General features: G+C 69.2%; 13 protein-coding genes and 1 pseudogene. 5 read left to right on the top strand and 9 right to left on the bottom strand.

All coding sequences use genetic code 11. From position 1 onward, the window contains the following. From HV742_RS28415 to HV742_RS28405, 3 genes and pseudogenes are all read right to left on the bottom strand, one after another. A pseudogene (locus HV742_RS28415) lies at window positions 1-197 on the bottom strand (c-type cytochrome); the annotation flags it as partial. Window positions 198-199: 2 nt separating this feature from the next. After that, window positions 200-1,966, bottom strand: coding sequence for a GMC family oxidoreductase (locus HV742_RS28410; RefSeq protein ID WP_049073611.1), 1,767 nt, complete (start codon window positions 1,964-1,966; stop codon window positions 200-202). Next, window positions 1,959-2,729: a gluconate 2-dehydrogenase subunit 3 family protein gene (locus HV742_RS28405; protein ID WP_059270591.1), complete on the bottom strand. Its 771-nt coding sequence runs from the start codon at window positions 2,727-2,729 to the stop codon at window positions 1,959-1,961. The genes HV742_RS28410 and HV742_RS28405 overlap by 8 nt, the downstream gene beginning before the upstream one ends. Before the next feature lie 601 nt (window positions 2,730-3,330). Between HV742_RS28405 and HV742_RS28400 the strand changes: the two genes are divergently transcribed. Then, window positions 3,331-4,908: a TerC family protein gene (locus HV742_RS28400; protein ID WP_175146975.1), complete on the top strand. Its 1,578-nt coding sequence runs from the start codon at window positions 3,331-3,333 to the stop codon at window positions 4,906-4,908. Between the two features lie 16 nt (window positions 4,909-4,924). Here HV742_RS28400 and HV742_RS28395 read toward each other — a convergent pair whose 3' ends face one another. Next, window positions 4,925-6,235, bottom strand: a complete 1,311-nt coding sequence (locus tag HV742_RS28395; protein ID WP_175146974.1) for an ATP-binding protein — start codon at window positions 6,233-6,235, stop codon at window positions 4,925-4,927. 255 nt (window positions 6,236-6,490) lie between these two features. On the opposite strand from HV742_RS28395, the gene chrA reads away from it, so the two are divergent. Next, on the top strand, window positions 6,491-7,750 hold the full coding sequence (chrA, locus tag HV742_RS28390) for a chromate efflux transporter (protein ID WP_175146973.1): 1,260 nt from the start codon (window positions 6,491-6,493) through the stop codon (window positions 7,748-7,750). Window positions 7,751-7,796: 46 nt separating this feature from the next. Here chrA and HV742_RS28385 read toward each other — a convergent pair whose 3' ends face one another. Next, a complete protein-coding gene (locus HV742_RS28385) occupies window positions 7,797-8,591 on the bottom strand; it encodes an enoyl-CoA hydratase (RefSeq protein ID WP_054418051.1) in 795 nt (264 codons plus the stop codon). 88 nt (window positions 8,592-8,679) lie between these two features. After that, complete coding sequence (locus HV742_RS28380) at window positions 8,680-9,576, bottom strand: LysR family transcriptional regulator (RefSeq protein WP_175146972.1); 897 nt, start codon at window positions 9,574-9,576, stop codon at window positions 8,680-8,682. A gap of 83 nt (window positions 9,577-9,659) precedes the next feature. On the opposite strand from HV742_RS28380, the gene HV742_RS28375 reads away from it, so the two are divergent. Beyond that, complete coding sequence (locus HV742_RS28375) at window positions 9,660-10,133, top strand: DMT family transporter (protein ID WP_049073621.1); 474 nt, start codon at window positions 9,660-9,662, stop codon at window positions 10,131-10,133. Between the two features lie 27 nt (window positions 10,134-10,160). On the opposite strand, the gene HV742_RS28370 is transcribed toward HV742_RS28375, so the two are convergent. After that, a complete protein-coding gene (locus HV742_RS28370; RefSeq protein ID WP_175146971.1) occupies window positions 10,161-11,366 on the bottom strand; it encodes a multidrug effflux MFS transporter in 1,206 nt (401 codons plus the stop codon). Between the two features lie 101 nt (window positions 11,367-11,467). Between HV742_RS28370 and HV742_RS28365 the strand changes: the two genes are divergently transcribed. Beyond that, window positions 11,468-11,800 (top strand): Rdx family protein, encoded by a 333-nt coding sequence (locus tag HV742_RS28365; protein ID WP_049077789.1) that lies wholly within the window; start codon window positions 11,468-11,470, stop codon window positions 11,798-11,800. Between the two features lie 66 nt (window positions 11,801-11,866). Here HV742_RS28365 and HV742_RS28360 read toward each other — a convergent pair whose 3' ends face one another. Together HV742_RS28360 and HV742_RS28355 are read right to left on the bottom strand one after the other, a co-directional pair. Further along, the gene (locus HV742_RS28360; RefSeq protein ID WP_049073624.1) at window positions 11,867-13,396 is read right to left on the bottom strand and encodes a tripartite tricarboxylate transporter permease; all 1,530 of its coding nucleotides are present in this window, start codon (window positions 13,394-13,396) and stop codon (window positions 11,867-11,869) included. Between the two features lie 3 nt (window positions 13,397-13,399). Beyond that, window positions 13,400-13,870, bottom strand: a complete 471-nt coding sequence (locus tag HV742_RS28355) for a tripartite tricarboxylate transporter TctB family protein (protein ID WP_175146970.1) — start codon at window positions 13,868-13,870, stop codon at window positions 13,400-13,402. A gap of 364 nt (window positions 13,871-14,234) precedes the next feature. Here HV742_RS28355 and gspG point away from each other — a divergent pair, with 364 nt between their 5' ends. Further along, entirely contained in the window at window positions 14,235-14,696 is a 462-nt protein-coding gene (gene gspG / locus HV742_RS28350; protein WP_068980616.1) for a type II secretion system major pseudopilin GspG, read from the top strand. Window positions 14,697-14,698 lie beyond the last annotated feature (2 nt).

Here is a 14,698-nt window from a genome sequence, read left to right as displayed (position 1 = left end):
GGTGACGCGGCGGCGGGGGCCTGCGGGGCCGGCTTGGCGGCGGGCGCCGGCGCGGGCGGCGCCTGGACCGCCGAGGCACGGATCGGGCCGTCGCCGCCGGTGCCGAACATCTGGTGCAGCGTGGCCAGCAGCGTGATGGCGGGCACGCCCACCATCAACGCCACGGCGATGAGGATGCCATTGCGATGTTCGATCATGATCACACCAGCCGTCCCGGCGAACGCAGGTAGTCCGCCTTGATTTTCTCGACAATCCAGTAGGCCGTGGCGCCTACCGTGCCCGTGGGGTTGTAGCCCGAGTTCTGCGGGAACAGCGCCGCCCCGGTGACGAACACGTTGGGCACGTCCCACGATTGCCCGTAGCGGTTCACCACGCTGGTGGCGGGATCGGCGCCCATGGCCGCGCCGCCCGTCAGGTGGGTCGACTGGTAGACCGTGGCCGAGAACGGCCGCTTGCGCGGGCCGGGCTCGGTGCGCGTCACGCCCTTCATGGCGCGACCGATCTCGTCGCCGCGTTCGGTCAGGAACGCCGACATGCGGATGTCGTTGTCGGGGAAGTCGTAGGTCACGCGCAGCAGCGGCAGGCCCCAGGCGTCCTTGTAGGTCGGGTCCAGGCTCAGGTAGCCCCCGCGCCACGGCTGGGCCGAGCCGGTGATGGTGATGTTGGCGGCGTGGTTGTAGTAGCGCTTGACCGCCTTTTTCCACTCGGCGCCCCAGGCCGGCGTGCCCTTGGGCGTGGGATGAAAGCCGATCGGCGCGCCGCTGACCACCTGGATCTGCAGATAGCCGCCGCCAACGAAGCCATGCGGACCGTGGTCGAAGTTGTCGGCGCTGAAGTCGTCCATGGTGACGGCCACCGCGCCGGCGCCCATGAACGGATTGATGTTCACCGATTCATCGAAGAACAGATTCACCCCCGAGGTGGTCTGGTGGGTATAGTTGCGGCCCACCACGCCTTTGTCCGTGACCGGATCGTAAGGCTGGCCGATGCCGGACAGCAGCAGCAGGCGCACGTTGTTGATGCCGAAGGCGCACAGCACCACGATCTCGGCCGGCTGGAAGACCTCTTCGCCGGCCGCGTCCACATAGGTCACGCCGCGGGCGCGCTTCTTGTCCGGGGTCAGTTCGACGCGCAGCACGTGCGCGCCGGTGCGGATCTCGAAGGTCGGCAGCTTCAGCGCCACCGGCAGGATACAGACCTGCGGCGATGCCTTGGCGAAGTGTTCGCAGCCGAAGTTGGAACAGAAACCGCAGTACACACAGGCGCTCATGTGCAGGCCTTCGCTGTTGACGTAGGGCCGGGTACAGAGCGCGGACGGCTGCACGTAGGGGTGGTAACCCAGTTTCCTGGCGGCCTCGCCGAACAGCGCCGGCGCGTAGGGCACCTTCATGGGCGGGTTGGGGTAGGGCCGCGAGCGCCACGGTTCGAAGGGATTGCCGCCTTCCTGCTTCTGGCCCTTGAGATTGCCGGCCTGGCCGGAAGCGCCGATCAGGTAGTCGTAGCGGTCGAAGTACGGTTCCAGCTCATCGTAGGTCAGCGGCCAGTCCTGGCAGGTCAGCTCGGGGTCGAAGATCTTGGCGCCGTAGCGTTCCGTGTAGTGGCTGCGGATGCGGAAGTCCGTCGGGTCGAAACGGTAGTACGCGCCGGACCAGTGGTTGCCCGCGCCGCCCAGGTGCGTGCCGGGGTAGGCGAACTGCCAGCGCCGCATCGGCAGCGCCTTCTGGTCGGTGTTGTTGCGGAAGGTGAAGGTTTCGGTGGCCGCGTTCTGGTGCAGTTCGTGGCGCCGCGTGTACTTGAGTTCGTCGTGGACGTAGGGGCCCTGGAAATCGGGCGAGGGCCAGCGCGCTTCGCCGCGTTCCAGCACCACCACGCGCTGGCCGGCCGCGGCCAGCTCCTTGCCGATGATGGCGCCGGTCCAGCCGCCGCCGACGATTGCCACATCCACCGCGGGCAGGGTCTTAGCCATGGCCGTCTCCCGGTTTCATCATGTGGCCGCGCGCATTGGCGATGGACACCGGCTGGCCGGCCCAGATCACGCCATGACGCTCGATGTCGTTCGAGAACGAGGCGTAGGCGCCGGGAAACCCCACCAGCTTCCAGCCCACCATGTCGACATTGCCGCCATAGAGCGGGTCGGAGAAAAAGCCTTCGATGGTGGCGTCCAGCAGGGCCTGGAAGAACACCTCCGACGGCAGCGGCGAGAAATCCGGCTTGCCTGCCTGCATGTCGTGCAGCCAGGCGTCCTGGCGCGCGCTGTCCAGCTCGGCATAGGGCTTGCCGTCCTGCTTGCGGGTGGCGGCGTCCAGCGCCGCCAGGCCGCGGCGGAACATCTCGGCGGGTGTGAACGACAGCTGGTAGCCCTGTTCCGGCGTGCCTTTTTCGAAGGGGCCCTGGCGATAGAACTGTTCGCCCGCGCCCCAGGCGCCGGCCAGTTGGCCATCGATGAACTGGGTCACGCCGGCTTCCTTGGCGCCCGGGCCGAGCTCGTCGGCCGGAATCAGGCGCGCGGCAATGGCGTCCATGGCGCGCGCCTCCTGGGCGTTGAAGAATCGGAGCGCGCGGTTGGGGGCCTGGGCGGGCGCGGCGGGCGGTGAAGTCGCCGATGAGGCTGCCGGCGGGGTGGCGGCTTCGGGCGCGGCCAGGGTGGCGGGCACCCAGGCCGCGCCGGGGACACCCACGGCCAGGGCCTTGAGCAGGCCGCGCCGTCCGGATACAGGTTGGTCTTTCATTCATCGCTCCAGCATTGGCGCCGGCGTCCGGACAGGGCGGGCCTGGCGGCGCTGCGGCCCGCGAGGCGACGACCTCCGGAGCGTTCGGCTCCCGAGTGAATGGGATCCCGCGACAGCTTATGTGTAGTGGTGTAGTGCACGTGCGCTGAGTTTGTCACTGATTCCATGACCACGACAACCTTCCAATGCGGGTCGACCCCGATTTTTCTCTTTTTTACCTTTCAGCTAATATTCAGATTCCTGAAAGAATGAGAGCAGGGCGGAACACGCGGCCTGCGCTTGCCCGGCAAGCGCGGACGGTTTCGCCATCTATGACCGACGACCCGCCTCCTAGTAGGGCGCCGCTCGCGCAGCGGCGCCCGATTCCCCCTCCCAGCCGGCTTCCGGCGTCTGGCCGCTCCTGGCCGGCTCCTCACGATCGCGCCGCCGCGCCCACGCCCCGCATAGGCGGACGGGCGCCGCCGGCCCGCCGGATCACCCGCGCCCGGCCGCGCCGGACCGGCGCCGCTGAACTATCCTTTTCCTGCCTGTCCCTTGCGACAGCCTCCGGGCTGCCGGACGCGTGCGCGCGTCCGCGTCCGATCCTTTTTGTGGAACGTTGATGATCTTCGACTGGATGTCCGACCCGACCGCCTGGCTTGGCCTGGCGACGCTGGTCATTCTTGAAATCGTGCTGGGTATCGACAACCTGGTATTCATTGCCATCCTGGCCGACAAACTGCCGCCGGCGCAGCGCAACCGCGCCCGCATGATCGGCCTGACGCTGGCCATGCTGATGCGGCTGGGCCTGCTGGCCAGCATCGCCTGGGTAGTGACGCTGACCGCGCCGCTGTTCACGGTGCTGGGCGCCGAGATCTCGGGGCGCGACCTGATCCTGATCCTGGGCGGCCTGTTCCTGTTGTTCAAGGGCACCATGGAACTGCACGAGCGGGTCGAGGGCAGCCGTGGTCACGACACGGGCCAGAAGGTCCAGCACGCGGTGTTCTGGCAGGTGATCCTGCAGATCGTGGTGCTGGACGCGGTGTTCTCGCTGGACTCGGTGATCACGGCGGTCGGCATGGTGCAGGACCTGAGCATCATGATGATCGCGGTGGTGGTGGCGATGGCCGTGATGATGCTGGCCAGCCGCCCGCTGATGGGCTTCGTGGCGCGTCACCCGACCGTGGTGATCCTGTGCCTGGGCCTGCTGCTGATGATCGGCTTCAGCCTGGTGGCCGAAGGCCTGGGCTTCCACGTGCCCAAGGGCTACCTGTACGCCGCGATCGGCTTCTCGATCCTGATCGAGCTGTGCAACCAGCTGGCGCGCCGCAACCGGGCCAAGGGCACGCATGCCCTGGGCCGCCGCCAGCGCACCGCGCAGGCCGTGCTGCGGCTGTTGCGCGCCGACCGCGGCGCCCAGGCGTCGCAGCAGGCCGACGATGTGGTGGCGCTGGTGGACAGCGCCGGCGAGGAGCCGGCCTTCGCGCCCGAGGAAAGCTCGATGATCGAACGGGTGCTGGCGATCGGCGGCCACGACGTGCGCGCCATCATGGTGGCGCGCGGCGACATGGTCTGGCTGGACGTGGCCGATACGCCCGACGCGATCGTGCGCAAGTTCGCCTCGGGCCACTCGCGCCTGCCGCTGTGCGCTGGCGATCCGGCCAACGTGCTGGGCGTGCTGCACTTCAAGGACCTGCTGCCGCTGTTGCAGAACCCGGGCCCGATCGACCTGGTCGAACTGGCGCGCGAGCCGCGCTACGTGATGGAAACCACGCCGGTGCTGAAGGTGCTGGACGAATTGCGCGCCTCGCGCGACCACATGCTGATCGTGGTCGACGAACACGGCGTGTGCGAAGGGCTGGTGACGCCGATGGACGTGCTGACGGCGGTGGCCGGCGAGCTGCCGGAGGACAGCGAGGCGGCGCCCGAGGCGCTGCAACTGTCGGATGGTTCCTGGCTGCTCGACGGCCGCCTGGCGCTGGCCGAGGCGGCGCGGGTGCTGGAGGTGGCGGACCTGGCCGATGACGCCGGCGACGCGACGCTGGCGGGCCGGCTGCTGCGCGCCGAAGGCCGCATTCCCGACACTGGCGATGTGATCGTGTGGCGCGACTGGCGCTTCGAGATCACGCGCCGCGACGGCCTGCGCATCGACCAGATCCACGCGCGCAAGGCGGCGGGTCCCGAACCCGTCGGCACCTGAATGCTGTCGGCGCCGCTTACTCCGCGACCGGCGCCGACAGCCAGCGCAACACGAAGCGCGCGCCGCCCATCGGGCTGTCCTGAACCTCGATGGTGCCCTTGTGGCTGGCGGCGACGCGCTTGACGATGGCCAGGCCCAGGCCGGCGCCGCCGGTGCCGCGGTCGCGGCTTTCGTCGAGGCGGATGAAGGGTTCGAAAATGCGCTCGCGGTCAGCGGGCGCGACGCCGGGGCCATCGTCGTCGACGATCAGCTCGTAGCCGCCGGCGGGGCAGCTCGTCAGCGAAATCTCGATGCGCGCGCTGGCATAGCGCACGGCGTTCTGCACCAGGTTGAGCAGGGCCCGGCTCATGTAGCGCGGATGCAGCTGCACATGCGCCGGCAGGCCGTCGCGCACATGGCAATGCACGCCGCGCGCATCCGCCTGGTGGGCCACCTGCGCCAGCGCTTCGCCGAGCCAGTCGCGCACGTCCACGGTTTCCTGCTTGACGACGTCGTCGGCGGGGCGTTCCAGCCGCGCGTACACCAGCAGTTCGTCGACCATGGTTTCAAGCTCGTGGATATCGGTGCGCATGTCGTGCAGGATCTGCTCGCGCCGCGCCTGGAATTTTTCCTGGCCCAGCATGTCGACCTCGAACGACAGCCGCGCTAGCGGCGTGCGTAGTTCGTGCGAGACGGCGTTGGTCATGCTGCGCTGGTTTTCCACCAGGGCGGAAATGCGCTCGGCCATATGGTTGAAGCTCTCGCCGACGTGGCGGATGCCGGAGAAATGCGACAGTCGCGCCCGCACGCCGAGATCGCCCTGGCCCATGCGCAGCGTGGCATTGCGCAAGGCGTCCAGGTCGCGCCACACGGGCAGCGCCCACAGCACCAGCAGCACCACCGCCAGCACCATGCTGAGCGCCAGCCAGGCGCCCCAGGTGATCCACTTTTCCAGCGTCGGTTCGCCGGGCAGGCGCATCTCCAGCCACTGCCGCGGCTCGCCGGGCAAGGGGGCCAGATAGGTGTTGTATTCATCGCGCATGATGAAGCCGCGCGTGGCCAGGTCCTGCTTTTCCTGCGCGGTGGCTTCGATCCGCTCCGGCGTAACCAGTTTCAGTTCCAGGCCGTAGTGGGGCCGCAGCGAGTCTCGGATGAAGGCCGCGCGGGACTCGGGTTCGATCGGATCCAGTTCCTTGTGCAGTGCGTACATCTGGCCGCGCACGGCCTGGTAGGACAGATCGGCGCTGACCGATTCGAGCAGATAACCCAGGCTGCGGTTAACCAGCTGGGAGGCGGCGATGTAGGCAATGGCGGCGACCACGAAGATTCGGATCGTGAACTTGAGCATGCTGGAATTCCTGTGGGCGCGTGGGCCGCACATCTGCCGTCCGGGCGCGCCGATCCACCGCGTGGGCTGCCGTATGCTACCGGGCAGGACCGTGGCGATCCGACGGTATTTGTATGGAAATTGTGAAGATTCATGCAGCATTTCAGCCGGGCCCGTCCGGCGGGGCGATTGAAACGCCGACGCCGCCCGGCTATAAGCTTGACTGATGGCGCTCCGGGATCCAGGGGCGCCGCCCGTTTTCGAGTGTCCCGTCCCATGCCGCAGCAACCGCCTTTCCACGATGAACATGTGGCCAGCAAACCGGCCGCCAGCGAGGCCGCGCCGGCCACGCGCGGTTCCTGTATGGAGGTGTTCCTGGCCTTCCTGCGGCTGGGGCTGACCGCGTTCGGCGGTCCGGTGGCGCACCTGGCTTACTTTCGCGAGGAATTCGTTGATCGCCGCCGCTGGCTCGACGACTACGCCTTTTCCGACCTGGTGGCGCTATGTCAGTTCCTGCCCGGCCCGGCCAGCAGTCAGGTCGGCATGGCGCTGGGGCTGAGGCGGGCGGGGTGGGCCGGCATGCTGGCCGCCTGGCTGGCGTTCACGCTGCCGTCGGCGGTGGCGATGATCCTGCTGGGATTGGGATTGGCGCGGTTCGGCGGGCTGGCGGCGATGCCGGCGGTGCATGGCTTGAAGGTGGCCGCGGTGGCGGTCATCGCCCAGGCGGTGTGGGGCATGGGGCGCTCGCTCTGTCCGGACCGGCCGCGCGCCGGGCTCGCCATCGTCGCCGCGCTGGTGACGGTGGCGCTGCCGACCTCCTTGGGGCAGGTCGGCGCGATCCTGCTGGGCGCGGTGGCCGGCGCCGCGCTGCTGCAAGTGCCGCCGCGGCCCCTGCTGGCCAATCGGACGCAGGGCGCGTCGCGCGCCGGCGGCTATGCCTGCCTGGCGCTGTTCGGATTGCTGCTGGCGGCGCTGCCACTGTGGGCCCAGTTGTCGGGCACGCCGCTGGCGGCGCAACTGGCGGGCTTCTATCGCGCGGGCGCGCTGGTGTTCGGCGGCGGCCACGTGGTGCTGCCGCTGCTGGAAACGGCCGCGGTGGGCGGGGGCATGGTGCCCAGCGCGGATTTTCTCGCGGGCTATGGCGTCGCGCAGGCGCTGCCGGGGCCTTTGTTCACTTTTGCCGCCTTCCTTGGGGCGGCCTCGTCCGGCCCGCTGTCGGGCTGGGCCGGCGGCCTGCTCATGCTGGCGGCGGTCTTCCTGCCGGGCGCGCTGCTGGTGGCGGCGGCCCTGCCATTCTGGGAAAGCCTGCGGCGACGCCCCGGCGTGCGCAACATGGTGGCGGGCGTGAACGCGGCAGTGGTCGGCATCCTGCTGGCGGCGCTGTACGACCCGGTCTGGACCCAGGCGATATCGAGCAAGGCGGATTTCGCCCTGGCGCTGGCGCTGTTCGGCCTGCTGGTCTACGCGCGCTGGTCGCCGCTCTGGGTGGTGCTGGCCGCCGCGGCGGCCGGCTGGGGGCTGAGCTGGCTGGCTTGAGCCCGCCGCCGCGCGGCGACGCCGCGGGCGCGGCCATCGGCCCATGTCACTGGCGCCAGCGCGGCGCGCGCTTTTGCAGGAAGGCATCGATGCCCTCGGCGGCGTCTTCTTCCATCATGTTGCGCGCCATCACTTCAGCCGCATAGTCATAGGCCAACGCCTGCGGCATCTGGCGCTGGGCGTAGAACATGCGCTTGCCGTAGCGGATCGCGGCGGGACTCTTGGCCACGATGACCTCGACCAGCGCCCGCACGCGCGCGTCCAGTTCGCCGGCGGGCGCGACGTCGTTCAGCAGGCCCCAGTCGCGCGCCTGCGGCGCGTCGATGAAGCGGGCGGTGACCAGCATCTCGAAAGCGCGCTTGGCCGATATATTGCGGCTGAGCGCCACGGCCGGGGTCGAGCAGAACAGGCCGGCGTTGATGCCGGACACGGCGAAACGCGCATCGTCGGCGGCCACCGCCAGGTCGCAACTGGCCACCAGTTGGCAGCCCGCCGCGGTGGCGATGCCGCGCACCTTGGCGATGACCGGCACCGGCAAGGCCTGCAGGCCCTGCATTACGCCGCCGCACTTGCGGAACAGCGCCAGGTAATAGTCGAACGACGGCTGGCTGCGCATCTCGCGCAGGTCGTGGCCCGCGCAGAAGGCGCGGCCGGCGGCTTCCAGCACCACGCAGCGCAGGGATGGCTCGCGCGCCAGGATGTCGATCTCGGCGCGCAGCGCGTCCAGCAGGCCTTCGGACAGGGCATTGAATTGCGCCGGACGGTTCAGCCGCAGCGTCGCGACGCCGTCGCTCAGGCTGCGCTCCAGTACGGGTTCGCGCGTTGTGGAATCGAGGGCCATGACATCTCCGTCAAAGGGGGGGCATGCCTCGATAGTAGGCCAATGCCGCGTCGGCGCGCAGGCGCGGCGCCGACGCCGCAAGCGCCGATCAGGCCAGCACCTGGCTCAACAGGCCGCGCAACCACCCCAGGCCCGCGTCGCCATCGGCGCGTTCGTGCCAGATCATTTCGAACGCCAGCGGCGCGATGGGGAAGGGCACCGGCGCCACGGCCACGCCCGGCGGCGCGGGGTCGAGCGTGCGGCGCGCCACCGTCAACACCAGGTCGGTGCCCGCCAGCGCCGCCGGCGCCGCCGTCCAATGCGGCAGGCGCAGCGCGACGCGACGCGCATGGCCCAGCCGCGCCAGCGCGGCATCCACTTCCGCCGCGCGCTGGTCCTGGCTGGCGGCCACCAGCACGTGCGGCCGCGCCAGATAGCCGTCGAGCGTGGCGGGCACGCCCTGGCCCGCGTCGGCGGCGCAGACGAATCCCTCATGAAACAGCACGGCGCGGCGGATATCGGCCGGGGTTTCGCCGAACACCGCCAGCGCCAGATCGAGCTGGCCGTCGGCCACGCCGGCGATCATGCCGCTGCGGCTGGCATAGCTGATCTCCAGGTCGATGCCGGGCGCGTCGCGCCGCAGGCATCGCATCAACGGCGGCAGCGCCACGCTGGCGCCGTAATCGGACATCGCCAGCCGGAAGACGCGCCGGCTGGCCCCCGGCTCGAACACCGCGCCCGCCAGCAGGCGGCGCACCTGCGCCAACACCTCGCGCAGCGGCGCCTCCAGCGCCAGCGCATGCGGCGTGGGCCGCAGGCCGCTGCGGGTGCGATGGAACAGCGGATCCCCCAGCAACAGCCGCAGGCGCGCCAGCGCGTGACTCATGGCCGGCTGGCTCATGGGCAGTCGGGCGGCCGCGCGAGTCAGGTGGCGCTCATGCAGCAAGGCATCCAGCACCACGAGCAGATTCAGGTCGATGGTCCGTAGGTTATTCGTTGGCTGCATGTTTAATAGACAAAAATCGAATTGGATTCAACGGATCATGAATAAGAGAATAACGCCAATCCTTCTTGAATCGGAGCCGCACCATGAATTCCTCGACCTTCTACGCTGTTCCCGCCGCCATCCTGGCTGGCGCGCTGGTGCCGATCCAGGCCGGCGCGAATGCCGCCCTGGGGCGGAACCTGGGCCATCCGCTGTGGGCCACCATGGCCTCGCTGGCGATCAGCGCCATCGCGGCCATGGCAGTGATGGCCGTGCTGCGCGTGCCGGCGCCCAGCTTCGCCGAGATCGGGCGGCTGCCGTGGTGGGGCTGGACCGGCGGGCTGGCGGGCGTGTTCTACATCACGGCAGCGCTGATGCTGGCGCCGCGCTTGGGCGCGGGCGCCTTCCTGGCGGCGGTGATCGCCGGCCAGATGCTGGCGGCGTTGCTGCTGGACCGCTATGCGCTGGTGGGCTTCAGCGCCAGCGCGCTCAATCCCGGCCGCCTGGCGGGCGCGGCGCTGATTGCCGGCGGCGCGCTGTTGATGCACCTGTCGAGCGCGCCGCGGGCGGCGGCCTGAGGCGCGCTGGCGGCGCGAGGCGCCGGTTCAGTGGCCGGACGCGGCGCCGCGCCGGGCCATGACGCCCGACAGGCACAGCAGCGGCGCGACGATCACCACGCCGATCAGTCCCATTGCCACCTGCGGCGCCACGCCCTGGTCCAGCAGCGCGGTGGCAATGACGGCCGAACCGCTCATCTGGAACAGCCCGTAGACCGCGGCGGCGGTGCCGGCGCGCTCGGCGAACGGTTCCAGCGCCAGGCTCAACGCCGAGCCCAACGCCAGCGAAAAGCCGACCGTCAGCACCGCCACCGGCAGCATGAAGATCCACGCCGCCGACGGCCCCCAGCGCCAGGCCGCCAGGTGCAGCAGCGCGGCCAGCAGCAGCGCGATCATGCCGACCCGCAGCATGACGTGGCGGCCGAAGCGCGCGATGAACACGGGCGCCAGGAAGAACGCCGCGATATTGATGGCGGCGTTGCCGCCGAACCAGGCGGAAAAGCCCAGTTCGGTGTAGCCGAGCTGCTGCACCAGCACCACCGGCGCGGCCGAGACGAACACCAGGATCATGGCCATCCCGGCCATGCCGAACACGGCAAAGTACAGGAAGCGGCCGCTCGCGACGATCGGCGCGTAGCGGCGCAGGCTGTACAGCGGCGAGCCCGCCGCCGGCGCCACGGCGCGGGTTTCGCTGAAACGCCAGGCGAGCAGGGCGGCCAGCGCCAGCGCGAACAGCACCATGAAGACGAACGTGCTGCGCCAGCCCGCATGCACCGCCAGCGCGCCGCCCAGCATCGGCGCCAGCGCCGGCACCGTGCACAACGCGCCGTTCAGATAGCTGTAGACACGCGCCCCGACCGCCGGGCTGAAACGGTCGCGCACCGCCGCGAAGGCCACCAGCGACGCCGAGCACGCGCCCAGCCCCTGGATCACGCGAGCCGCGTAGAACAGCTCCAGCGTATTGGCCGCGGCGCCCAGCGCCGACCCGGCCAGGTAGGCCAGCGCGCCGCCCAGCGCCACCGGCCGGCGGCCGTAGCGGTCGGCCAGCGGGCCGATCAGGATCTGGCCGACGCCGACCGAGAAGATGAAGAGGGTGATGCTGGCCTGCAGCGCGCTGATCGGCTGGCCGAAGCCGGCCGCCATGGCGGGCAGCGAAGGCAGGTAGATGTCGATGCCCATCGGTGTCAGGGTGACCAGGCCCATCAGGAGGCCGATCAGCCACCGTTGGCTTCGCGCGGGTAATGCAGACTTCATTGGCGGACTCAGGGCGCACCGCGCGCCCGGGAAAACCTGACATTATCCACGACTGGCGACACGCGCCGCGCGTACCCGGCTGGCGTAGAATGATCCGCGCCATGCAGACCGCCACCCCGCCCGCCGCCCATCGTCCCCGCATCGTCATCCTATATTGCACGCAGTGCCAATGGCTGCTGCGCGCCGGCTGGATGGCGCAGGAGCTGCTGTCCACGTTCTCCACCGACCTGGGCGAGGTGGTGCTGCAGCCCGGCACCGGCGGCATCTTCCAGATCACCTATGACGGCGAGCTGGTATGGGACCGCAAGCGCGACGGCGGCTTTCCGGAAGCCAAGGTGCTCAAGCAGCGGGTGCGCGACCGGCTCGATCCGGGCCGGCCGCTGGGCCATATCGACGGCCATCGCGCGGCGCCGGGCACCCCCTCCGACGCGTAGGCGGGCATCGGGCGCGCCGCGAAAAACAGCCGCCCGCGGGCGGCTGTCCATGGCGCCCGGCGCGGATCAGGCCGCCGAACGGGATTGCTGCAAGGCCGCCCGCGCCTTGTGCTTGTGGCGCACGGCCGACACCAGCAGCAACGCGATCAGCATCACGCAGGCCAGCACGAAGCCCAGGCTGATCGGCCGCGTCACGAAGATCGACAGGTCGCCGCGCGACAACAGCAGGGCGCGGCGGAAGTTCTCTTCCACCATCGGCCCGAGCACGAAGCCCAGCAGCAGCGGCGCCGGTTCGAAGCGCAACCGGATCAGCGCATAGCCCGCCGCCCCGAACAAGGTCACCATGCCCACGTCGAACAGGTTGTTGTTGGTGCTGTAGACGCCGACGCAGACGAAGAATAGCGCCGCCGGGAACAGGTAGCGGAACGGCACCGTCAACAGCCGCACCCACATGCCGATCAGCGGCAGGTTCAGCAGCAACAGCAGCACGTTGCCGACCCAGAAGCTGGCGATCAGCCCCCAGAACATGTCGGCGTGCTCGACCATCATCTGCGGACCGGGCTGGATGCCGTGGATGATCAGCGCGCCCAGCATCAGCGCCATCACCGGGTCGCCCGGGATGCCCAGGCTCATGGTGGGGATGAAGCTGGTCTGGGTCGAGGCGCTGGTGGCGGCCTCGGGGCCGGCGATGCCTTCGATGGCGCCGCGGCCGAAGCGGCGCGGCTCGCGCGCCACTTTCTTTTCCACCGCGTACGAAATGAACGAGGCGATGGTCGGGCCGGTGCCCGGCAGGATGCCGAAGGCCGCGCCGATGGCGGTGCCGCGCACCAGGGCGCCGCGCGACTGCTTGATGTCGCCAGCTTCCGGACGCATCGACTTCATGCTGACCTTGGTGCTGGTGACCTTGGCGTCGCCGCCGATCTGGTTGATGTTCTTGAGGAAGTCGGCCACGCCGAACAGGCCCATCGCCAGCGCCACGATCTGCAGGCCGTCGCTCAGTTCGAGGATGCCGAAGTGAAAGCGCATGGTGCCGGTGTTGACGTCGGTGCCGATCACGCCCAGCAGCAGGCCGACCACCACCATCGCCACACCCTTGATCGCCGAGCCCTTGGCCAGCGTGGCGCCGGCCAGCAGGCCCAGCATCATCATCGAGAAATACTCGGCCGGGCCGAACTTGAAGGCCACGTCGACCAGCAGCGGCGAGAACAGGATCATCGCCAGGATGCCGACGGACGCGCCGCAGAACGACGAGAACATCAGCATGAACAGCGCCGAGCCGGCCTTGCCGTTGCGCGCCAGCGGATTACCGTCCAGGCAGGCCACGGCGTGCGAGGCGGTGCCCGGCAGGTTCAGCATGATCGAGGTGATGCCGCCGCCGTATTGCGAGCCGTAGTAGATGCCCGACAGCATCACCAGCGCGGCGGTCGGGGTCATGGTGTAGGTCAGCGGCAGCAGGATCGAGATGGCAGCCAGCACGCCCATGCCCGGCAGCACGCCGATCAGGTTGCCCATGAACACGCCGAACACGGCCCATAGCAGGTTGTCGAGCGCGAAGGCGACCGAGAAGCCATGCATCAGGTTATTGAGAATTTCCATCGATCAACCCCAGCGGAACAGCGGAAACTGCAGCTGCAGCGCCCACGAGAAGACGGCAATGCCGAGAATGGTCACGCCCACGGCCAACAGCGCGGCGCTGCGCACGGTGTGCTGGCGGTCGCCCATGGCCGCGATGAAGACCAGCGCGAACGTGGCGGGCACCAGGCCGCCGTACTTGCCCAGCAGGATGAAGGCCATCAGGCCGCCGATGATGCAGCCCCAGCCGCGCCATTCGGGCGCGGGGATGTCTTCGGCTTCCTCGTCCACGTCCGGCGCGGAAAAAGCCGTGCGCGCGATGATCAGGCCCAGCAGGACCAGCAGCACGCCGAGAATGGCGGGGAACATGCCAGGCCCCATGCGGGCCAGGCTGCCGATGTTGTAAGTGGATGCCTGCGCGATGGCGCCCAGGCCGAGCACGATCATCGTGCCCGCGGCCCACGCCTCGCGCTTGATGACGCTGCGTTTGGATTGCATTGGATTCATTCCTCCCTTTGTTGTGGCTTTCATTCGAACTGACTTCTGTCTGAATAAAAGCTGACATTCCAATGAATGCGGGAGTCTAAGAATCCAAACTTCCGATCACCTTTCATGAAAGGGAAAAAATCCCGTCGCGAGGCGGCGCACGGGGGAAAAGGGCGGGAAATCCCTAGGACACGTCGTGCGCGTCAACGCCCCTTGCGAAGACCCGCAAGGCGGGCCGGCGTGGCTTTCAAAGCTCCACACAATGGGTCAAATCCGTGCAATCCCCGCTGGCCACACTGTGCAGACCCGCAAGGCACGCCGCCACCCGCCGCGCCGCCCGCGGGTTCCTGTGTGATTGCCTTGGAGTCCTAGCGCGATGAAAGCAGGCCGGTTAACGACGGATAGGCAGTACCCGCCCGGGCGCCGGCAGCGCGGCTTCACGCTGATCGAGATCATGGTGGTGATCGTCATCATGGGCATCCTGGCGGCGCTGATCGTGCCGCGCCTGCTGGACCGGCCCGACCAGGCCCGCGCCGTGGCCGCGCGCCAGGACATCAGCGCCTTGATGCAGGCGCTCAAGCTGTACCGGCTGGACAACGGCAGCTATCCCAGCACCGAGCAGGGCCTGCGCGCCCTGGTCGAGCGCCCGGCCTCGGGGCCCGGCGCCTCCAGCGCCTGGCGCGCCTACCTGGACCGCCTGCCGAATGACCCCTGGGGGCATCCTTACCAATACCTCAACCCCGGCACCCGCGGCGAGATCGACGTGTTTTCACTGGGCGCCGACGGCAAGCCGGACGGGGATGGCGGCAATGCCGACATCGGCTCCTGGCAGCTGTGACC

This window comes from Achromobacter ruhlandii (genome assembly GCF_902859695.1).
Taxonomy (GTDB): domain Bacteria; phylum Pseudomonadota; class Gammaproteobacteria; order Burkholderiales; family Burkholderiaceae_B; genus Achromobacter; species Achromobacter ruhlandii.
The sequence above is the reverse complement of the archived record's forward strand: the minus strand, read 5'-3'. Positions and strand labels throughout refer to the sequence as shown.